We start from the raw sequence: 18,451 nt of genomic DNA, 5'->3' as shown, positions 1-18,451 counted from the left end.
ATCTGTGCATGATGAAGACGATACTGCGGGGGTGCCTGATCCGTTCACTCGTGAACGGCGACTAGGGAGGAAGCAGTGACCCTGTTGAACGACCCCCGAACGCGGCGCAGACGCCTCGGAGTTGCCGCCGCAGCGGCCGGCCTCTTGGCCGCGCTGCTCACGGCCGCCCCCGCGGCTGCGACGCCAGACCCCGGCGACGCTCCCGCCGCTGCCGAAGGCGTATCGAAGAGCGAGGCCGCCGAAGCCGAGGCGGCCATCGAGAGCGGCGAGATACCCGGGCAGGACGAGATCGTCCACTCCGACAACATCGAGCACCTGGCCAACGTCCCCAAGGAGGCCTTCACCGGCCTCAACTCCGACCTGGCCTTCCAGGGCAAGTACGCGTTCGCCGGCAACTACGACGGCTTCCGCATCTTCGACATCAGCAACCCGAAGGCCCCGAAGACGGTCTCCCAGGTGCTGTGCCCCGGTTCGCAGAACGACATCTCCGTCTCCGGGAACCTGCTCTTCCTCTCGACCGACTCCTCGCGCAGTGACAACTCCTGCAGCAGCACCACGCAGCCCGCGACGGAGAAGTCGTCCTGGGAGGGCATGAAGGTCTTCGACATCAGCGACAAGGCCAACCCGAAGTACGTCGCCGCCGTCGAGACCTCATGCGGCTCGCACACCCACACGCTGGTTCCCGAGGGCAAGAACGTCTACATCTACGTCTCCTCGTACTCGCCGAGCGCGACGTTCCCCGACTGCCAGCCGCCGCACGACGGCATCTCCGTCATCAAGGTGCCGCGCAACGCGCCCGAGAAGGCCGCGATCGTGAACTTCCCCGTGCTCTTCCCGGGCGACGGCCCTGACGGCGGCGGCAACCCGGGCGCGCCCACCAACCCGGGCGTCTCCAAGACCACGGGCTGCCACGACATCACGGTCCTGCCCTCGAAGGACCTCGCGGCCGGTGCGTGCATGGGCGACGGCATCCTGTTCTCCATCAAGGATCCGGAGCACCCGAAGGTCATCGACCAGGTCCAGGACAACGTCAACTTCGCGTTCTGGCACTCGGCGACCTTCAACCAGACAGCTGACAAGGTCGTCTTCACCGACGAGCTGGGCGGCGGCAGCGGAGCCACCTGCAACGCGGCCATCGGCCCGAACCGCGGCGCCGACGGCATCTACGACATCGTCGGCAAGGGCGACGACCGCAAGCTGGTCTTCCGCAGCTACTACAAGATCCCGCGCTACCAGGCCGACACCGAGAACTGCGTGGCCCACAACGGCTCGATCATCCCGGTGAAGGGCAAGGACCTGATGGTCCAGGCGTGGTACCAGGGCGGCGTCTCGGTCTGGGACTTCACCGACTCGTCGAACCCGAAGGAGATCGCCTACTTCGAGCGCGGACCGCTCACCACGGACGCGATCACCATCGGCGGATCCTGGTCGGCGTATTACTACAACGGCTACATCTACTCGAACGACATCGCCAAGGGCTTCGACGTCCTGAAGATCAGCGACAGGAGGACCGACCCGGCCAAGCGCGTCCGTCTCGGCGAACTCAACGTCCAGACACAGCCGGACTACTTCGACTGATCGAGTCCGGCTGACCGATCCGACCGGTCAAGGCGCATCGGTCACCGGCTGATCGACCAACCCCATGGCACGCGTCCCGCCGGGCGGCTTCTCGCCCGGCGGGACACCCAGTTCCCAGTCCAGCCCGTACCGCGTGAACAGCTCCGCCCGCAGCGTCGCCGTGGGCATCGGCGCCCCCGGCAGCAGCTCCGCGAAGACCGCGCCCATCAGGAGGGCGCGCAGCACTGGATAGTCGTGATCCACGTCGCTCGTGCCGTACCGCTGCACGGTGTCGCGCAGCAGCTCGGCGAGCCGCTGCTGCTCGGGGCATCGGATGAATCCCTCCGCCTGCAGGATCCCCGCCATGTGGGACCGCATCAGCCGCGGCCGGTCCTCGGCCAGCCCCAGAATCGCGTCGATGGCCCGGGCCAGCCGCTCACGTCCGTCCTCGGTCCGCGGCTCACGCTCCAGCGCCTCCTGGAGCGTGCGGTGCATCAGCCGGTGCACGGCCGACTGCAGCAACTGCCGCTTCCCGGGGAAGTAGTACGACACCAGGCCCCGCGCGGATCCGGCCCGGTCCGCGATGTCGCCCAGCGTCGTCGCCTCGTATCCGCGCTCGCTGACCAGCTCGACCGTCGCCTGCAGCAGCCGCTCCCGGGACCGTCGGCGCAATTCTTCATTGACCGATGCGCTGCGCGGGGACATCCTGTACTCCTGCGTTGACTGGCTCCGAGCCAATATACTCAGAGAGTCCGAAAGCAGCCCTCAGTAGGGCCCTTTCGGTATGTGGCTGTCCGCATGGGCGACGCGGGGGATCGTCCATGCGGACAGTGGCGCTTTCGGGCCGGTCGGTATGGGCCTCGAGACCTCCTGGCACCCACGCTTCCAGTCTCGCGCGCAGGGCTCTGCGTGCGCCCCTCTGGTGCCGGAGGAGATTCGCAGACCGGACCCTGTGCAACGCGTCAGCCGACCATGTCCAGCACCGGCCGCAGTCCGTCAGGCCGGTCCGCCGCCGGCAGATGCTCCACGAAGTGCACCGCGCAGCCGAGGGCGGCCGCGCCGCCGTCCGCGCGCCGGTCGTCGCCGACCATGAGCGTCTCCTGCGGGATCACGCCGAGCGCGTCGCAGGCGGTTGCGAACAGCCGCGGATCGGGCTTCTGGATGCCGTGCTCGTACGACAGGACGTACGCGCCGACATACGGGTCGAGGCCGTGTTCCCGGAAGATCGGCCGCAGATCCCAGCCGATGTTGCTGACCACTCCCACGGCGATCCCGCGGCTCCGCAGACCCTCGAGAACCTCGGCGGCGTCCGGATAGGGCGCCCATGCGGCGGGAGTCATGTGCCGGTCGTAGAGGGCGTCGTGCAGGGCCGGGTCCGGCAGCGGCACCTGGCGGGAGAGCCCGGTGTAGGCGGCCCGGTGCAGTTCGGCGGTACTGTCGCGGGTGGCCCATGCCCCGGTGAGGTGCTCGGGCACGTGCTGCGGATACGAGCCTCCGGCCAGGGCGCCCGCGTCCTCCAGGGCCGCGGCGGTGCGGAGCAACTCCGGCTCCGGGAGCGTCATTCCTGCCTCGTCGAGCACGGCACGCAGCCATGATTCGCTGGACTCGATACGGAACAGGGTCCCGGAGAAGTCGAACAGCACGCCTTTGATCGTCATGGGGCCGATCTTTCGCGCCCCTGCCTCATCCGGTCAAGGACGGCCCGAGCCGCGCGCACCTCCCGACCGCGCCCTTCGCGTCACTTCGCGTGCGGCAGTGCCTCTTCGCCCGCGATGACGTTCGAGTGCGGCATGCCGCTCCTCGCCGCCATGAACTTTCCGTAGGACGTGATCGCGAGCGTCACCATCAGGGCCCCGAGCAGCCAGCCGGCCAGCACGTCCGACGGCCAGTGCACGCCCAGCCACACACGGGTCAGCCCGACCCCGACGACGGACACCACGGCGAGGACCACCGCGGCCCGCCACAGGGCGCGCCCGGCGCCATACAGCCGCAGCAGCCACAGCAGCAGCCCGCACACGACTGTCGCCGTCATGGCATGGCCCGAGGGGAAGGCCGCGTAGTGGGCGGAGTCCACGGGGTCGGGCCACACGGGCCGTTCGCGGCCGACCGCGGCCTTGAGCGACTGCTGCACAGCTGTGCCGAGCGCACATGTGCCCGCGACCCATAGGGCGAGCCACCATGCGCGGTACCGCCAGATCAGCCACACCGTGGTGGCGGCACACAGCGCACGCATCGTCCAGGGATCCCACACCCAGTCGGTCAGGATGCGGTTGACCTGCGTGAACTCCGGTTCGGAGGCCGCCCAGCGGTGCGTGGTGCGCGAGATGCCGCTGTCGAGGTCCATGAGGGGCCCCCACTGGAGCACGACCAGCAGGACGAGTAGCGCCGAGGGAACGGCGAGGGCCAGTGCGGCGCGCGCGGACCGGGTTTCCGGTGTGCGGCGAGTGCGGGGCGGGGCCTGGGGTGGTGCGGGGTGCATGGAGCGATCCTCGCCGACGGCCGGGCCCGAGGGCCAACTCCGGAGCACGTGGGCCGTGTCATCTCAGCGCGTGCAGACCAGGCACGAACGCCACCAGCAGCGGCACGACGGGCACCAGGGCGGCGGCCGCGGTCAGCTGCAGCCGACGTCCGGCAGTGAGCCGCGCCGGGGGAGCGAGCAACCGGTGGACGCGCTGCGGCACATGAGCCTGCGGAGTGGGGCACGGGCCGAAAACGCCTCGGTCCTCGTTCAGTTCGACCAGGGCCAGCGCGATCGTCAGGCGTCCGAAGCGGCGCGAGGCGACGTCGTCCGCCGCCAGCTCGACCAGCCGGTGCATCTCGTCCCGGAAGGCAGAGAACACCGGCACCTGCGGAAAGCCGTTGGCCAGCGCGGCAGAGCAGTGCAGTAGCCAGTCGTGCCGGGCCTGGGCGTGTCCCTGCTCATGGGCGAGTACGGCATCCAGCTGCCGCCCCTTCAACCGGCGCAACGCCGCCGTGGTGATGACCAGTCGGGGCGCCGCACCCGGCAGCCACCAGGCGTCGGGGCGCTCACCCTCCAGCACCACCAGCCGGTCGCTGCCCGGCTCCTCGCCGGGCAGTAGCGGTGCACGGACGATTAGTTCGGCCCGCCGGTTCCTGCGCCGCGCCCGGGCCCGGGCGATCTCGCTGGTTAGCATCGCGGCGGTCCACACGCCACCGCAGGCCAGCAGCACGGCGGTCGCCGCGGCCCAGGGTCCCGTGGCGCCAAGGGTGTATGCGGCCACGACCGAGTGCGGCGCCGGCGCGAACACATGGCCGCGCACAGCCTGCCAGGCGGCAGCGGCGCTGAGCGTCATCGACAGGGCGCAGCACAGCAGGACGGCCGCCACGACGCACTGCCACACCCACAGGGCGACCACCGGTTCGCGTTCCGCCCAGTCGGACCGGGCGAGGAGCCTCGGGGCGATGACGGCGGTCAGGGTGCCGAGCAGCAGCAGTGCCGCGGGGACCATCATGCGCGCCAGCCTATGCAGGCGGCGGTACCCGAGGTAATGGGCCGTCGCCGCAAGTGACGTATGCCACGGGCGGATACGGGCCTCACCGGGTCGTCAGAGCGTGAGCAGCATGGCCACCATGGCGATGCCCATCGACAGCCGGCACGCCCGGGCCAGCTCAGGCCGGTCGCCCCACGCGGCCGGCACGGGACTACGACCTCCGTGACCTGCTGCCGCCGCCATGGGTACGAGCCGCACGCCCGCCCACAGCACGTACACGGCGAAGTAGAGCAGCAACGCGCCCGTGAGAGGCGGAACGCCCGCCTCGCCATGACCGGCGTGCCCCTCGGGCATGGCCGCCATCACCGCCGCCATGTACGCCATGGCGAAAGCGCCCACCAGATGGTGCAGATGATGCGGCCTCGTCCGGGCCGCCCACAGGGCGTGCAGCGCCGCGGCGCCGAACACCGCCGTGTAGAGGAGCCAGGTCCAGGGCGGCGGGGTCAGTACGGCGGCGGGCATGCTCATCACCGCCATACCGAAGCCCATGAGCGCCTCGCCGCCCGCCGCGCGACGCTGATCCTCGACGCCGCTGCGCATGCGGAGCAGACAGTACGCTCCGGCCGCCGCACACAGCGCGACGAGCAGCCAGCCGGACGATGCCGGTCCGTGCACGGCGTACCTCCCCGCTCGACGATGTCGGCGAGTAGATGCCCTGGGGCAGCGGGGGCGCATACAAGCGCACAGGTGTATTCGAGGAGCACTCGGACATACACGGATCGTCTCGGATCGTTTCTGAATGTTTTTCTAGTAAAACATCTGCTAAACTTGTCTCCATGAGCAGCGCAATACCCCACCCCCGACCCAGGCGCGTCCACCGGCTGCCGCTTGCCGGCGTTCTGCGCCTCGGCAAGTCGCCCGACATCTGGTTCAAGCGGGCCTGGAGCGTCGCGATCTCGGCCGCGATCCCGGTCCTGACGCTGCTGGCACTCGACCGGCTCGACCTCGCCATGTACACCATGGCCGGTTCGTTCTGTGCCCTCTATGCGCACAACCGCCCCTACGCGGCACGCGCGCGTGCCCTCTTCTGGGTCGTCGTCGGCATGGTCGGGGGTCTCGCCGTCGCCCTGGTCGCCGCCTCGCTCACGAGTTCCGCGGTGGTGCTGGTCACGGTCGGAGCGGTGCTCGCCGCCGTGCAGAAGATCGTCTGCGACGCGACGCGCCTCGGCCCGCCCGGCTCGGTGATCTTCACGTTCATCAGCTCCGCGGCGCTGTTCGCGCCGCAGACGCTCGGGCAGGTGCCCGGGCACATCGCGCTGGCCGTCGGTGCCGGCGCCCTCTCCTGGGTCATCGGCATGGCGCCTGCGCTGGTCCGGCCGCACGGGCCCGAGCGCCGCGCCACCGCCCACGCCCTGAACGCCGCGGCCGCCTACGTCGACACCAAGGGCACCGACGCCGGCCATGAACGCGCGCGGGCCGCCGGCGCCGCCGCCATCCACGCGGCCTGGGAGTCGCTGATGGCCACCGGTGAGCGCACCGCGGCGCGCCGCGCCCTCGAACTCCTCGTCGTCCGCGCTGAGGTCGCCCTGGCCGCCCCCATGGCCACGGACGCGGGCCAGCTGCGGGCCTGGGCCAAGGGCCTGCGCGGCACCGGATCCGTACCCCGCCCGCCCGTCATGGTCGGCGCCGCAGACGAACTGCTCGGCGTCGACGTGGAAGTCGCAGGCGTGAAGCCCTCGCTGTGGCACCGTATCGGCCCCTGCTCCCCGCTGCTGCCCATCGCCCTGCGCTGCGCCATCGGCTGCGCGGTCGCCGGATACGTGTCCCTCGCGCTCGGCATCGGCCGCCCGTACTGGGCCATCGTCACCGCCGCATCCCTGTACCAGGCCAACGTCACGCTGACCTGGAAGCGGGGCGTGCAGCGCGTCGTCGGCAATCTCGTCGGAGTGCTGCTGTTCGCGGCGATCGTGCCGGTCGCGCACCTCGGCCATGCGGCGCTCTCCGTGTGCTTCCTCGTCGTCAGCTGGATCGTCGAGTGGCTGATGGGCCGCAACTACTGGCTGGGCAGCGCCTTCGTGACGCCCATGGCGCTGCTCATCACCGAGTTCGGGCAGGTGCAGCAGACCGGCGAGCTGGTCTCCGACCGCGTCGTGGACACGCTCGTGGGCGCGCTGTTCGGCATGATCGCCGCCATCGCCGTCACCAACCGGCGCGCGGGCGACCGTATCGAGGGGGCCCTGACGGCCGCCGACCGCGCCCGCGAACACGCCGAGCGCACCCTGGCCAACCCGCACCCCACGCCCGGCGCCCTGGAGACGGCCCGCCGGGGGCTCGCCGCCGCCGTCGTCGCCCTGCGCGACGTGGCCGACGCCGCCGCAGGAGAATGGTGGCAGCGCGCACTGCCCATGGAACAGGTGGTCCTCGCCGAGCAGGCCGGACACCGCACGCTCGCCGCGTTGGTACGACGGCAGGGGCTGCACGCGTCGGAAGGTGCACGGACATGACGACAGCGAACGGCCGGACGGCGGCCGACGACACCGTCGCCGTGGTGGTGAGGCAGTGGCAGTCGGTCCATCCCGGCGCGGACACCGGACCCATGGAGATCATCGGCCGCATCAACCGCTGTGCGGCGCTGCTGCAGCAGGCCGAGGACGCGCCGCTGCGCCGGGCCGGACTCACCCGGCCCGAGTTCGACCTCCTCGGCGCACTGCGCCGCACGGGCCGCGACCTGACGCCGGGCGGGCTCGCACGCGAGACCTTCTCCTCCGGCGCCGCCGTCACCAAGCGCCTCAAGCAGCTGCAGGAGCGCGGCCTCGTCGAGCGCCACGGCGACGCCCGCGACCGCCGCGTCGCCCATGTGACGCTCACGGACACGGGCCGCGACCTGGTCGACTCGGTCCTCCCCATGCAGCTCGGGTACGAGAAGGACGTCCTCTCCGGCCTCGACCCCACGGACCAGCGCGAGCTGAGCGCCCGCCTCGGAGAGCTGCTCCGCCGCCTGGAGGGAACGCTGGGCGGGCCACGCGCCTGAGGCCCCGCGCCACGTGAAGCGACTGGTCCCGTCCGGGAACCGGGTGGTGGCCGCCAGCTGTCAGATGCCGGGACGGTAGCGGATCGGATGATCGGCGGGCACTTCGACGACGCAGATCCTGATGCCGTCGGGATCGGCGATCCACATCTCGATCAGCCCCCACGGCTCCTTCTGAGGCGGCCGCAGCACCTCCACACCGCGCTGCCTGAGCTGGTCGTGGGCGGCGGCAGCGTCCGCGACCTGCAGCCACAGCTCCATTCCGGGGGAGGGCGGGGTCTCGGAGCGGCCCGCGACCTCGAGGAAGCCGCCGCCGAGGAAGTAGACCGTGCCGCGCTCCGGTCCCGTGCCGAACTCGCGGTAGACGCCCAGGCCCAGCTTCTCGCCGTAGAAGGCCCGTGAACGCTCGGGGTCCGTGGGCCGCAGCAGGATCCTGCTGCTCAGTACATGCACCATGCAGCCGCACCTTAGCCGCGCGTTAGGCTCATCGGAGCCCGAGCCGCACCAGAGATCGGAGAACCGCCCCATGGAGACCGCCCCGCGCCCCGACACCGGTGACCTGGCTTTCAGGGAGGCCACCGACGCCGACGTGGACGCGCTCGTCGCGCTCATCGAGTCTGCGTACCGCGGCGACTCCAGCCGGGGCGGCTGGACCACCGAGGCGGACATCCTCGAAGGGCAGCGCACCGACCCCGAGGGCGTCCTGGCCGTCATCAAGGCGCCCGACAGCCGACTGCTGACCGTCGAACGCGACGGCTCGATCATCGCGTGCTGCCAGCTGGAGCACCGGGGTACGAGCGCGTACTTCGGGATGTTCGCCGTCCGGCCCGACCTGCAGGGCAGCGGCCTGGGCAAGGTGATCATCTTCGAGGCCGAGCGGACCGTCCGCGAGGAGTGGGGCGCGACCGAGATGCAGATGACGGTGATCTCGGTGCGCGAAGACCTCATCGCCTGGTACGAGCGGCGCGGCTACCGCCGTACGGGTGAGATGACACCCTTCCCGTACGGCGACGAGCGCTTCGGCATCCCCCAGCGCCCCGACCTGCAGTTCGAACTGCTGGTCAAGCCGCTCGTATGACGATCACGCGCTGAACCGGCCGGTTCAGCGCGACTGTCACGCCGTGAACCGCCGCGGTTCGCGTGACCCTCACGCAGCCCGTCGCCCGGTTCACGTGACCCTCAAGCGGTGAACCGGCCCGTGCGCTTGATCTCCGGGTAGTCGGTGGTCGCCCCGTCCAGCTCGAACGCGCGCACCAGCCGCAGATGCTCCTGGGTGTTCACGACCCAGCCGATGATCCTCTGGTCCGCCTTACGGGCGCGCTCCACGACCTCCAGCGTGAGCCGGCGGATGTTCAGTACGAGGGCGGCGGCCCCGACCGCCGTGGCGCGGTCCACGACGTCGGTGCCGTAGCGGCTGGCGACGAGCGCCGTCCGCACCCCTGGGACGAGACGGGAGATCTCGGCGATCGCCTCGTCGTGGAACGACAGGACCTCGACCCGGGAGACGAGATCGCGCCGGTGCATGACATCGGCGAGTGCGCGCGCCGCCGCGATGTCCTTGATCTCCGCCTGCAACGGCGCCCCGACGGCGTCGAGGACCTCTTCGAAGACCGGGATGCGCTCGCCGCCGCCCGCGTCGAGGAGCCGCAGCTCGTCGAGGGTCTTCTCGGCGATCGGGCCCTTGCCGTCGGTCGTACGGTCGACGTCGGCGTCGTGCATCACGACGAGCGCGCCGTCCTTGCTGAGATGCAGATCGAGTTCGATCACGTCGAGGCCCGCGCGTTCCGCGGCGATGAAGGAACGGAGGGTGTTCTCGGGCTCGAGGCCCATGACTCCGCGATGACCGATGGTGAGGAAGTTCAAGGTGGACTCCGCTTCCGTCGACGGCGGCTCGGCTCCCGCACGGCGGCGGCCCCCGCCCCATCGCAGCCCGGAGTAGGGGAGTGCCGCGCGGCCAGACCGCAGCCTAACGGCCCGCCTCCGCGATGGAACCGCTCCGACGCGGGTCGGTGGAAGCGTTCGCTCGGGTGCCGACGATCCCCAGGACGATGGCGGTGATGGCGGCGGCGACGAGGACGGTGCGGGTGCTCATGACTGCCGGGCTCCAAACGGTGGGAGGGGAGGAACGCGGCCTGTCCTACCGGCCGCCGCCCCGTCACCGCGAGCCCTGTCACCCCTGGGTGGGCGCGTCCTGAACAAGGGTTGACGGCCGCCGGACGCGCTCGCGACTGGGAGAGGCTCGCTCCGGCGGCCGCCACAGAGATCATTCCATCGAGTATGTCACAAATCGTCTCCCGCATCGGAGTGTCACAGAAGAAAGACCTGTTTGAGGAGTGGTGTGCAGGAGAATTTTCGGTCACCTCGCCTTGATGGTCGAAGCGTCTGAACATAAGGTGTGCCTACGGAAGGTTCTCCCGTGGAGGATGGGTCATGACGGAAATTCTTGTGCAGGCGGTCGTGGAGGAACAGGATCCTCCCATGGGCAGGGTGGTGGAGCACCCGGCTTGGCCCGTGCTCAAGGGTGCCGTGGAAGAGATACGTCCGTGGCAGGCCAAGGACGGCTCGATCGACTTCGCGGCCGACGGCGCACCGTCGAAGGCCGTCGCCGAGCTCGCCGTCGACCGCGTGGTCTGCGCCATCGAGCAGCTCGCCCCGCTCCTTCCGCACGACGCCGCCTATCACCGCGCCCTGGTGAAGGATCTGCGCCGCTGGGCCGACGGCGGCTTCCAGATCCCGGACTTCCTCGACTCGCTGCTCGCCTTCCAGCCGGCCGCGCACCGCGAGGACGGGCTGCAGCACCTCGTGGTCTTCCCGATGTACACCCAGAACGGCAACCCGGACCGCAACCTCGAAGCGGTCGTGCTGCGCATGGTGTGGCCCGGCTGGCTCGCCGAGCTGGAGCGCACGCGCTACGACAACCCGCTGTTCTGTGGCATCACCTTCGAGGACTTCACCTCGGGCTACGACACCAACTCCGCGGTGCTCTTCCCGGAGACCATCGCTGTGCGCGAGGCGCCCGAGCGGTTCAGCTGGGGCGGCATATTCTGCGACCGCGAGGCGGCCCGTTTCCGCCGTGTCACCGCGGCCGCCGTCGACATCCTCGGCCTCGACCTGCCCGACGACATCCGCGACATGGTCGCCGACCAGGACCGCTGCCAGCAGGCGTTCGTGCTCTGGGACATGGTCCACGACCGCACTCACAGCCACGGCGACCTGCCGTTCGACCCGTTCATGATCAAGCAGCGCCAGCCGTTCTGGATGTACGGCCTGGAGGAGCTGCGCTGTGACCTCACCGCCTTCAAGGAGGCCGTGAAGCTCGAGGCCGACGGCTTCCCACAAGGCCGCGACGTGCAGTACGCGGTGCTGTTCGACCGTATGTTCCGCTTCCCGGTGACCGGTGAGCGCATACGCAACTACGACGGGCTCGGCGGCCAGCTGCTCTTCGCGTACCTGCACAAGCACGACGTCGTGCGCTGGACCGACAACAAGCTGCACATCGACTGGGACCGTGCCCCGCAGGTCACCAACCAGCTGTGCGCCGAGATCGAGCAGCTCTACCGCGACGGCATCGACCGGCCGAAACTGGTCCACTGGTTCGCCGGGTACGAGCTGGTCTCGCGCTACCTCGCCCCGCACCCCGGATCCCGCTGGGCCAAGGGCCCCGACGCCCTCGACCTGACGCAGCCTCCGCGCAAACTCGTGGATGACGTGCTTCCGGACGAGTTTCCGCTCAGCATGTTCTATGAGGCGCTCTCCAAGAAGCTGAAGGACGTGATCGCCTCCACCAGGGGCATCACAGCGGACAGCGCCGAGCGGATCGCCGCGTGAGCGATCACGTCCACAACACTGCTCAGGAGGCGAGGATCATGGGGAACGGGGCTCTCAGCGGTGCGGTGATCGCGGTCGCCGGTGCGGGCGGACCCGCCGGACGTGCGACGCTGGTGCGGCTCGCCGAGGCGGGGGCCACCGTCGTCGGCTCGGACAACGACCCGGAGCGACTGGCGGAGGCCGTGGACGCGGCACGCTACGGACACGGCGGCGCCAGCGTCGTGGGGGACACGGTCGACCTGCTCGACCTGGGGGCCACCCATGACTGGGCCACCCGCATCGAGAAGGACTTCGGCCGCGTCGACGGGCTCGTACACCTCGTCGGCGGCTGGCGCGGCAGCGAGACGTTCACCAGGACGAGCCTCGACGACTGGGACTTCCTGGAGTTGCTGCTCATCCGCACCGTGCAGCACACCTCCCTGGCTTTCCACGAGGCGCTGCAGCGCAGCGACCGCGGCCGGTACATCCTGATCAGCGCCGCGGGCGCGAGCAAGCCCACCGCGGGCAACGCCGCCTACGCCGCCGCCAAGGCCGCCGCCGAGGCGTGGACACTGGCCATGGCGGACTTCTTCCGCAAGGCCGGGGGCACCGAGGGGCCCACGTCGGCGGCTGCGATCCTGGTGGTGAAGGCGCTGGTGCACGACGCCATGCGCGCCGAGAAACCCAACGCGAAGTTCGCGGGCTTCACAGACGTCAAGGAGCTGGCCGAGGCCATCGCCGGGCTCTGGGAGCGGCCCGCCCAGGAAGTGAACGGACAGCGTCTGTGGCTCACCGAGAAGCCGTGAACCCTTCGAAGACCGACGCCCGGCGTCACCACGACCCGGAGATCCGCGGATTCGCCAGCGACAACTACGCGGGCGCCCACCCCGACATCCTCGCCGCCCTCGCCCTCGCCAACGGCGGTCACCAGATCTCCTACGGCGAGGACGACTACACCGCGCATCTGCAGCAGGTCATCCGCAGTCACTTCGGTGCGGCCGCCGAGGCGTTCCCGGTCTTCAACGGCACGGGCGCGAACGTCGTGGCGCTCCAGGCGGTCACCGACCGCTGGGGCGCGGTGATCTGCGCCGAGAGCGCGCACATCAACGTCGACGAGTGCGGCGCGCCCGAGCGGGTCGGGGGTCTGAAGCTGCTCACGGTCCCCACGCCCGACGGCAAGCTCACGCCCGAGCTGATCGACCGGCAGGCGTACGGCTGGGACGACGAGCACCGCGCGATGCCGCAGGTCGTCTCGATCACGCAGAACACGGAACTCGGCACCCTCTACACGGTCGACGAGATCCGCGCGATCTGCGAGCACGCGCACGCCCACGGAATGAAGGTGCACCTCGACGGGTCCCGGATAGCCAACGCCGCCGCGTCGCTCAACGTCCCCATGCGGGCGTTCACGAACGCGGTCGGCGTCGACATCCTGTCCCTCGGCGGCACCAAGAACGGGGCGCTGTTCGGGGAGGCCGTCGTCGTCCTCAACCAGGACGCCGTCAGCCACATGAAGCATCTGCGCAAGCTGTCGATGCAGCTCGCCTCGAAGATGCGGTTCGTGTCCGTGCAGTTGGAGGCGCTGCTCGCCAAGGACCTGTGGCTGCGCAACGCCCGCCACGCGAACGAGATGGCGCAGCGCCTCGCCGAGGGCGTCCGGGCCGTGCACGGCGTGGAGATCCTCTACCCGGTGCAGGCGAACGCGGTCTTCGCGCGCCTTCCGCACGACGTCAGCGCCCGGCTGCAGAAGCGCTACCGCTTCTACTTCTGGGACGAGGCGGCGGGCGACGTCCGCTGGATGTGCTCTTTCGACACGACCGAGGACGACGTCGACGGGTTCGTGGCGGCGCTCAAGGAGGAGATGGCGCGCTAGCGGCACGGCCATGGCTGTTGATGCATAGATATACGGTCGAACGAAAAGTCATTGACTCTCGGTCGGCCGTATTCCTATGCTCTGCGGGCATGGAGCTGATCCAGGAAACCCCTGACCTTTCGGCCTATTTGGCCGCTGGCGACGTCATCGACCATCACCATCCGCTGGTGCGCGAGACGGCCGCGCGTATCGCCGCCGGTGCGGTGGACTCGTATGCCTATGCGCAGGCCGCGTACGAGTTCGTGCGCGACGAGATCCCGCACTCCGCCGACAGCGGCGACCTGCGCGTGACCTGGCGTGCCTCCGACGTCCTTGAGCAGCGCACCGGCATCTGCCACGCCAAGGCCCATGCACTGGCCGCGCTGCTCAGGGCCGAGGATATCCCGACCGCGCTGTGCTACCAGAGGCTCGACATGGTGCACGGGCTGATCGCCGTACGGTTCCGTGGCGCATGGCACCGCCAGGATGCGCGTGGCAACAAGCCGGGAGTCGACGCCCAGTTCTCCCTCGACGGTGAGCGCCTCGCCTTCGCCCTCGACCCAAAGTCCAATGAGATGGACTATCCAGTGCTGTACGCTGAACCTCACCCGGCCGTGCTGCGTGCCCTCAAGGACGCCTCCGACCGGGAGCACCTGTGGAAGACGCTTCCCACCGCACTCTGAGGCAAGGCAGACAATGACCCTCACGCTCACCGTGTCGGACGAGGTCCGCGCCCTGGCCCCCGGCTTCACCCATGTCGCCGTCGAGGCGTACGGCCTCGTCAACGGGCCCAGCACCGACGCCACCTCGGCGCTACTGGACGACGCGGCCCGGCGTCTCACGGAGCGCCTCGGTGGGCGCGCCCCGCACGAGGACCCGCACATGACCGCCTGGCGCGAGGCCTATACGGCGTTCGGTGCCAAGCCCTCGCGGACCCGCAACTCGGCCGAGGCGCTCGCCAAGCGAGCACTCTCCGACGCGGGCCTGCCGCGGATCAACGCGCTCGTCGACGTCTACAACGCGATCAGCGTGGCCCATCTGATCCCGGTCGGCGGCGAGGACGCCGACCGCATCCAGGGCGGCATGCGGCTCGTACGGGCGACGGGTGACGAGGACTTCGTGACGGCCGCTGCGGGGGAGGAGGTCGTCGAACACCCCGACGCGGGCGAAGTGGTGTGGCGGGACGACAGCGGAGTCACGTGCCGGCGCTGGAACTGGCGGCAGGGAACGCGCACCCGCCTCACCGAGGAGTCCGTGAGCGCCCTCTTCCTCCTGGAATGCATGGGGCCGCACTGCGCCCCGGAGGCAGCGGGGGCCGAACTGGCCGAGCTGATCGAGAAGTTCAGCCCCGGGGCGCGGCTCACTCTCCACGCCCCGGAGTCTCGGGCGTAATCCCTCAGCGGGCCTCGGCGGCCTTCACCTCGGCGGGCGTCGGAGCCGTACCGCCGAGGTGGGCCGGCATCCACCAGGTGTCGTCCGGGCCCTTCGGGCGCACGGGGTAGGAGCGCTGCGCGGCTTCGAGGAGCTCTTGGACCCGGCCGCGCAGCCGCCGCGTGATCGCACCCGCGTACTGGTCGCCCGGGGCCTCCACAGCCTCGCCGACGCGGATGGTGATCGGGATGTGGTGGCGCTTGAAGTTGCGCGGGCGGTCCTTCGTCCACAGGCGCTGCGTACCCCACACGGCCATCGGGATCAGCGGCACCCCGGCCTCCTGGGCCAGGCGTGCGGCACCGGACTTGAAGCTCTTCAGCGTGAACGACTGCGAGATGGTCGCCTCGGGGAACACGCCGATGATCTCACCGGCACGCAGCGAGGCGAGCGCGTGCGCATACGCGTGCTCGCCCTGCTTGCGGTCCACCGGGATGTGCTTCATCCCGCGCATCAACGGCCCCGAGATCTTGTGCCGGAAGACCGACTCCTTCGCCATGAAGCGCACCAGGCGCTTCTGCGGCAGCGCGGCGAGACCGTTGAAGATGAAGTCCAGGTAGCCGATGTGGTTGCTCACCAGCACCGCACCGCCCGAGTGGGGGATGTGTTCCGACCCCTTGCAGTCGATCTTCAGATCGAGTGCCTTGAACATCGTGCGGGCGGCACCGATGACCGGACGGTAGACAAGCTCTGCCATGCGTGGGGAGAACCCTTCGTCTCTGCCTGGGGAGGGGGCTGCTCCCGGCGGTAAGTTACGCAGCCGTAGGTTTGCGGCTTTGCGCAGATCGTGCCCCAAGAACGAACGAGTGGCCAGTCCTGGCTCCTGTAAGGCGCGAGATCCTCGTCACGTTGGAGTAAACGAACGGGCACGCAAAGGCAGCCGAACCGGGAATCTTTGCCGCTCGGCGGACGCTGACTACGGGAAGACGAACAGGGCGTTGCTGCACCGACGATGTGTACGGGGCGTGACAACGAGCAGAGCAGGAGGGCGGGAGTGCGCGCAGTGGACGGAAGCCGGCGGCTCGGTACGGCGGAGCTGGGCGGCGAGTTGGGCGAGCGGGCGACGCTCGTTCAGTTCTCCAGCGCCTTCTGCCAGCCCTGCCGGGCCACGCGCCGCGTGCTCTCCGACGTCGCCGGACTCGTCCCCGGCGTCAGACACGTCGACATCGACGCCGAGGACCATCTCGACCTCGTACGGGAGTTGGACATCGTCAGAACGCCCACGGTGCTGGTCCTCGACGCGGACGGGCGCATCGTGCGGCGGGCGACCGGTCAGCCGCGCAAGGCCGACGTGATCGCGGCACTCGGAGGGGCGGTCTGACGCATGGTGAGCCGGCTTCCGGATACCGGAACAGACTTGACTGCACGGGCCACCTATCATCAGCCTGACTTTCATGCCCACGGAACTCCTTCTTCACGAGCGCGTCGATGTGGATCTCGCCCGCAACGCGAGCGCCCGCTGTCCCGGCCGATGAACAGTCGCCGATCCGCTCGAACCTCCGACAGAAGGACGACTCCATGACGGCCACGTCCGGTCTCGGCAATCCCCGGCTCGCCTCCCCGGATCTGTTGCGCTCCGTCTTCCGGCAGCATGCCGCCGGGGTGGCGGTGATCACCGCGCAGGGCGGCCGCCCCGTCGGCTTCACCGCGACCTCCCTCACGTCGGTGTCCGCGGAGCCCCCGGTCATCTCGTTCGGCATCGGCCTCGGTGCCTCCAGCTGGCCGGTGATAGCCGAGTCCGAGCACATCGGAGTGCACATACTCGGTGAGCACCAGCAGGAGTTGGCCGCCACATTCGCCCGCAGCGGCGCCGACCGCTTCGGCGCGCCCACCCACTGGTACGAAGGCCCGCACGGCGTACCCGTGCTCGAGGGCGTTCTGGCCTGGCTCGTCTGCCGGGTCGTCGCCCGGGTTCCGGCCGGGGACCACCGCATAGTCCTGGCCGAGGCGGTCGTCGGTGACCCCGCGGGCGCCGGACGCCCGCTCCTGTACCACCAGGGGCGCTTCAACGCGCTGCGCGACTGAGAGATCCCGGTTACACAGCGTTGCGAAGGTCACAGTTCAAAGCGCTTGCTTAGCGGGCATGTACTGGGTGTACTGACGAGTAATATTTCGTTCGGAGCGCGGGCCGCCACGAGCGGAATCTGCCGCTTCAGGCGCCTATGCTGCCTGCAATAAGGCAGCCCGGAAATGACGATGCAGTAGGAGAGCCGGCGTGAGCTTGAGGATCGTTGTCACTGTGAAGTACGTGCCCGACGCCACTGGCGATCGGCACTTCGCCGATGACCTGACCGTCGACCGTGACGACGTCGACGGGCTGCTGTCGGAGCTGGACGAGTACGCGGTCGAGCAGGCGCTGCAGATCTCCGAGAACTCCGACGACGACGTGGAGATCACCGTTTTGACGGTGGGCCCGGAGGACGCCAAGGACGCGCTGCGCAAGGCGCTGTCGATGGGCGCGGACAAGGCGATCCACGTGGAGGACGACGACCTGCACGGCACGGATGTGATCGGCACGTCGCTGGTGCTGGCCAAGGCGATCGAGAAGGCCGGCTTCGACCTGGTGGTCTCCGGTATGGCCTCCACCGACGGCACCGCCGGTGTGGTCCCGGCCCTGCTGGCCGAGCGTCTGGGCGTCCCGCAGGTCACCCTGCTCTCCGAGGTGTCCGTCGAGGACGGCGTGGTCAAGGGCCGCCGCGACGGTGACACCGCGTCCGAGCAGCTTCAGGCATCGCTGCCGGCGGTCGTGTCCGTGACGGACCAGTCGGGCGAGGCCCGCTACCCGTCGTTCAAGGGCATCATGGCGGCCAAGAAGAAGCCGGTGACCTCCTGGGACCTGGAGGACCTGGAGATCGAGGCGGACGAGGTCGGTCTCGAGGGCGCCTGGACCACGGTCGACTCGGCGGCGGAGCGTCCGGCCCGCACGGCCGGCACGATCGTCAAGGACGAGGGCGAGGGCGGCAAGCAGCTCGCGGAGTTCCTCGCGAGCCAGAAGTTCATCTGAGCCTGAGCTTCTGAGCTTTGGTCATCACCCCAACCGCCCCGCATACTTCGCAAGCAGGAGAGAAGAAGTCCCATGGCTGAAGTTCTCGTCTACGTCGACCACGTGGACGGTGCCGTCCGCAAGCCCACCCTGGAGCTGCTGACGCTGGCCCGCCGCATCGGCGAGCCCGTCGCCGTCGCCCTGGGCGCCGGTGCCGAGGCGACGGCCGCCACGCTCGGTGAGCACGGCGCGGTACGCGTCCTGACCGCCGACGCGCCTGAGTTCGCCGACTACCTGGTCGTGCCGAAGGTGGAGGCGCTGCAGGCCGCGTACGAGGCCGTGTC

General features: G+C 69.8%; 21 protein-coding genes and 1 pseudogene. 13 read left to right on the top strand and 9 right to left on the bottom strand.

All coding sequences use genetic code 11. From position 1 onward, the window contains the following. Window positions 1–75 precede the first annotated feature (75 nt). Entirely contained in the window at window positions 76–1,578 is a 1,503-nt protein-coding gene (locus ABT009_RS33415; protein ID WP_351303596.1) for an LVIVD repeat-containing protein, read from the top strand. Window positions 1,579–1,605: 27 nt separating this feature from the next. Here the strand turns inward: ABT009_RS33415 and ABT009_RS33410 are convergent, their stop codons facing one another. The 5 genes from ABT009_RS33410 to ABT009_RS33390 all read right to left on the bottom strand — a co-directional run bounded on the left by ABT009_RS33410 (window position 1,606) and on the right by ABT009_RS33390 (window position 5,684). Next, window positions 1,606–2,262, bottom strand: a complete 657-nt coding sequence (locus ABT009_RS33410; RefSeq protein ID WP_351303593.1) for a TetR/AcrR family transcriptional regulator — start codon at window positions 2,260–2,262, stop codon at window positions 1,606–1,608. A gap of 257 nt (window positions 2,263–2,519) precedes the next feature. Continuing rightward, window positions 2,520–3,215, bottom strand: coding sequence for an HAD family hydrolase (locus tag ABT009_RS33405; protein ID WP_351303590.1), 696 nt, complete (start codon window positions 3,213–3,215; stop codon window positions 2,520–2,522). A gap of 80 nt (window positions 3,216–3,295) precedes the next feature. Then, window positions 3,296–4,036 (bottom strand): phosphatase PAP2 family protein, encoded by a 741-nt coding sequence (locus ABT009_RS33400; protein ID WP_351303587.1) that lies wholly within the window; start codon window positions 4,034–4,036, stop codon window positions 3,296–3,298. 58 nt (window positions 4,037–4,094) lie between these two features. Next, complete coding sequence (locus ABT009_RS33395; RefSeq protein ID WP_351303585.1) at window positions 4,095–5,030, bottom strand: M56 family metallopeptidase; 936 nt, start codon at window positions 5,028–5,030, stop codon at window positions 4,095–4,097. Between the two features lie 93 nt (window positions 5,031–5,123). Continuing rightward, window positions 5,124–5,684 (bottom strand): DUF5134 domain-containing protein, encoded by a 561-nt coding sequence (locus ABT009_RS33390; protein ID WP_351303582.1) that lies wholly within the window; start codon window positions 5,682–5,684, stop codon window positions 5,124–5,126. 161 nt (window positions 5,685–5,845) lie between these two features. Here ABT009_RS33390 and ABT009_RS33385 point away from each other — a divergent pair, with 161 nt between their 5' ends. Continuing rightward, a complete protein-coding gene (locus tag ABT009_RS33385) occupies window positions 5,846–7,513 on the top strand; it encodes an FUSC family protein (protein WP_351303580.1) in 1,668 nt (555 codons plus the stop codon). Next, on the top strand, window positions 7,510–8,040 hold the full coding sequence (locus ABT009_RS33380) for a MarR family winged helix-turn-helix transcriptional regulator (RefSeq protein WP_351303577.1): 531 nt from the start codon (window positions 7,510–7,512) through the stop codon (window positions 8,038–8,040). The genes ABT009_RS33385 and ABT009_RS33380 overlap by 4 nt, the downstream gene beginning before the upstream one ends. A gap of 60 nt (window positions 8,041–8,100) precedes the next feature. Here ABT009_RS33380 and ABT009_RS33375 read toward each other — a convergent pair whose 3' ends face one another. After that, complete coding sequence (locus ABT009_RS33375; RefSeq protein ID WP_351303574.1) at window positions 8,101–8,493, bottom strand: VOC family protein; 393 nt, start codon at window positions 8,491–8,493, stop codon at window positions 8,101–8,103. 70 nt (window positions 8,494–8,563) lie between these two features. Here ABT009_RS33375 and ABT009_RS33370 point away from each other — a divergent pair, with 70 nt between their 5' ends. Then, complete coding sequence (locus ABT009_RS33370; protein WP_351303571.1) at window positions 8,564–9,115, top strand: GNAT family N-acetyltransferase; 552 nt, start codon at window positions 8,564–8,566, stop codon at window positions 9,113–9,115. 101 nt (window positions 9,116–9,216) lie between these two features. On the opposite strand, the gene ABT009_RS33365 is transcribed toward ABT009_RS33370, so the two are convergent. Then, on the bottom strand, window positions 9,217–9,900 hold the full coding sequence (locus tag ABT009_RS33365; protein ID WP_351303568.1) for a glycerophosphodiester phosphodiesterase: 684 nt from the start codon (window positions 9,898–9,900) through the stop codon (window positions 9,217–9,219). Window positions 9,901–10,003: 103 nt separating this feature from the next. Further along, window positions 10,004–10,129 carry a hypothetical protein gene (locus ABT009_RS33360; protein WP_269801062.1) on the bottom strand — a complete coding sequence of 42 codons (126 nt, stop codon included), beginning with the start codon at window positions 10,127–10,129 and terminating at the stop codon, window positions 10,004–10,006. Window positions 10,130–10,467: 338 nt separating this feature from the next. Here ABT009_RS33360 and ABT009_RS33355 point away from each other — a divergent pair, with 338 nt between their 5' ends. From ABT009_RS33355 to ABT009_RS33335, 5 genes are all read left to right on the top strand, one after another. Next, entirely contained in the window at window positions 10,468–11,865 is a 1,398-nt protein-coding gene (locus ABT009_RS33355; RefSeq protein ID WP_351303565.1) for a DUF6421 family protein, read from the top strand. 38 nt (window positions 11,866–11,903) lie between these two features. Further along, window positions 11,904–12,650: an SDR family oxidoreductase gene (locus ABT009_RS33350; RefSeq protein ID WP_351303562.1), complete on the top strand. Its 747-nt coding sequence runs from the start codon at window positions 11,904–11,906 to the stop codon at window positions 12,648–12,650. After that, window positions 12,647–13,717 carry a threonine aldolase family protein gene (locus tag ABT009_RS33345; RefSeq protein ID WP_351303559.1) on the top strand — a complete coding sequence of 357 codons (1,071 nt, stop codon included), beginning with the start codon at window positions 12,647–12,649 and terminating at the stop codon, window positions 13,715–13,717. The genes ABT009_RS33350 and ABT009_RS33345 overlap by 4 nt, the downstream gene beginning before the upstream one ends. 89 nt (window positions 13,718–13,806) lie before the next feature. Beyond that, on the top strand, window positions 13,807–14,379 hold the full coding sequence (locus ABT009_RS33340) for a transglutaminase domain-containing protein (protein WP_351303556.1): 573 nt from the start codon (window positions 13,807–13,809) through the stop codon (window positions 14,377–14,379). Window positions 14,380–14,392: 13 nt separating this feature from the next. Next, complete coding sequence (locus ABT009_RS33335; protein WP_351303553.1) at window positions 14,393–15,088, top strand: B3/B4 domain-containing protein; 696 nt, start codon at window positions 14,393–14,395, stop codon at window positions 15,086–15,088. Between the two features lie 4 nt (window positions 15,089–15,092). On the opposite strand, the gene ABT009_RS33330 is transcribed toward ABT009_RS33335, so the two are convergent. Continuing rightward, entirely contained in the window at window positions 15,093–15,821 is a 729-nt protein-coding gene (locus ABT009_RS33330; RefSeq protein ID WP_351303550.1) for a lysophospholipid acyltransferase family protein, read from the bottom strand. A 255-nt stretch (window positions 15,822–16,076) separates the two neighbouring features. On the opposite strand from ABT009_RS33330, the gene ABT009_RS33325 reads away from it, so the two are divergent. From ABT009_RS33325 to ABT009_RS33310, 4 genes and pseudogenes are all read left to right on the top strand, one after another. Next, entirely contained in the window at window positions 16,077–16,445 is a 369-nt protein-coding gene (locus tag ABT009_RS33325) for a TlpA family protein disulfide reductase (RefSeq protein ID WP_351303547.1), read from the top strand. A gap of 197 nt (window positions 16,446–16,642) precedes the next feature. Then, a complete protein-coding gene (locus ABT009_RS33320) occupies window positions 16,643–17,149 on the top strand; it encodes a flavin reductase family protein (RefSeq protein WP_351303544.1) in 507 nt (168 codons plus the stop codon). A 190-nt stretch (window positions 17,150–17,339) separates the two neighbouring features. Beyond that, the gene (locus ABT009_RS33315; protein WP_351303541.1) at window positions 17,340–18,128 is read left to right on the top strand and encodes an electron transfer flavoprotein subunit beta/FixA family protein; all 789 of its coding nucleotides are present in this window, start codon (window positions 17,340–17,342) and stop codon (window positions 18,126–18,128) included. A gap of 72 nt (window positions 18,129–18,200) precedes the next feature. Then, window positions 18,201–18,451: pseudogene (locus ABT009_RS33310) on the top strand (electron transfer flavoprotein subunit alpha/FixB family protein); the annotation flags it as partial.

It is taken from the genome of Streptomyces sp. NPDC002896, from assembly GCF_040295225.1.
GTDB lineage: Bacteria > Actinomycetota > Actinomycetes > Streptomycetales > Streptomycetaceae > Streptomyces.
The sequence above is the reverse complement of the archived record's forward strand: the minus strand, read 5'-3'. Positions and strand labels throughout refer to the sequence as shown.

What these genes read in the sequence shown, in the direction of transcription:
- ABT009_RS33330 (WP_351303550.1), bottom strand. Translation starts at nt 15,821, where the DNA reads ATGGCAGAGCTTGTCTACCGTCCGGTCATCGGTGCCGCCCGCACGATG.
- ABT009_RS33385 (WP_351303580.1), top strand. Translation starts at nt 5,846, where the DNA reads ATGAGCAGCGCAATACCCCACCCCCGACCCAGGCGCGTCCACCGGCTG.
- ABT009_RS33350 (WP_351303562.1), top strand. Translation starts at nt 11,904, where the DNA reads ATGGGGAACGGGGCTCTCAGCGGTGCGGTGATCGCGGTCGCCGGTGCG.
- ABT009_RS33340 (WP_351303556.1), top strand. Translation starts at nt 13,807, where the DNA reads ATGGAGCTGATCCAGGAAACCCCTGACCTTTCGGCCTATTTGGCCGCT.
- ABT009_RS33410 (WP_351303593.1), bottom strand. Translation starts at nt 2,262, where the DNA reads ATGTCCCCGCGCAGCGCATCGGTCAATGAAGAATTGCGCCGACGGTCC.
- ABT009_RS33360 (WP_269801062.1), bottom strand. Translation starts at nt 10,129, where the DNA reads ATGAGCACCCGCACCGTCCTCGTCGCCGCCGCCATCACCGCCATCGTC.
- ABT009_RS33395 (WP_351303585.1), bottom strand. Translation starts at nt 5,030, where the DNA reads ATGATGGTCCCCGCGGCACTGCTGCTGCTCGGCACCCTGACCGCCGTC.
- ABT009_RS33380 (WP_351303577.1), top strand. Translation starts at nt 7,510, where the DNA reads ATGACGACAGCGAACGGCCGGACGGCGGCCGACGACACCGTCGCCGTG.
- ABT009_RS33375 (WP_351303574.1), bottom strand. Translation starts at nt 8,493, where the DNA reads ATGGTGCATGTACTGAGCAGCAGGATCCTGCTGCGGCCCACGGACCCC.
- ABT009_RS33320 (WP_351303544.1), top strand. Translation starts at nt 16,643, where the DNA reads ATGACGGCCACGTCCGGTCTCGGCAATCCCCGGCTCGCCTCCCCGGAT.
- ABT009_RS33335 (WP_351303553.1), top strand. Translation starts at nt 14,393, where the DNA reads ATGACCCTCACGCTCACCGTGTCGGACGAGGTCCGCGCCCTGGCCCCC.
- ABT009_RS33405 (WP_351303590.1), bottom strand. Translation starts at nt 3,215, where the DNA reads ATGACGATCAAAGGCGTGCTGTTCGACTTCTCCGGGACCCTGTTCCGT.
- ABT009_RS33370 (WP_351303571.1), top strand. Translation starts at nt 8,564, where the DNA reads ATGGAGACCGCCCCGCGCCCCGACACCGGTGACCTGGCTTTCAGGGAG.
- ABT009_RS33325 (WP_351303547.1), top strand. Translation starts at nt 16,077, where the DNA reads ATGTGTACGGGGCGTGACAACGAGCAGAGCAGGAGGGCGGGAGTGCGC.
- ABT009_RS33355 (WP_351303565.1), top strand. Translation starts at nt 10,468, where the DNA reads ATGACGGAAATTCTTGTGCAGGCGGTCGTGGAGGAACAGGATCCTCCC.
- ABT009_RS33400 (WP_351303587.1), bottom strand. Translation starts at nt 4,036, where the DNA reads ATGCACCCCGCACCACCCCAGGCCCCGCCCCGCACTCGCCGCACACCG.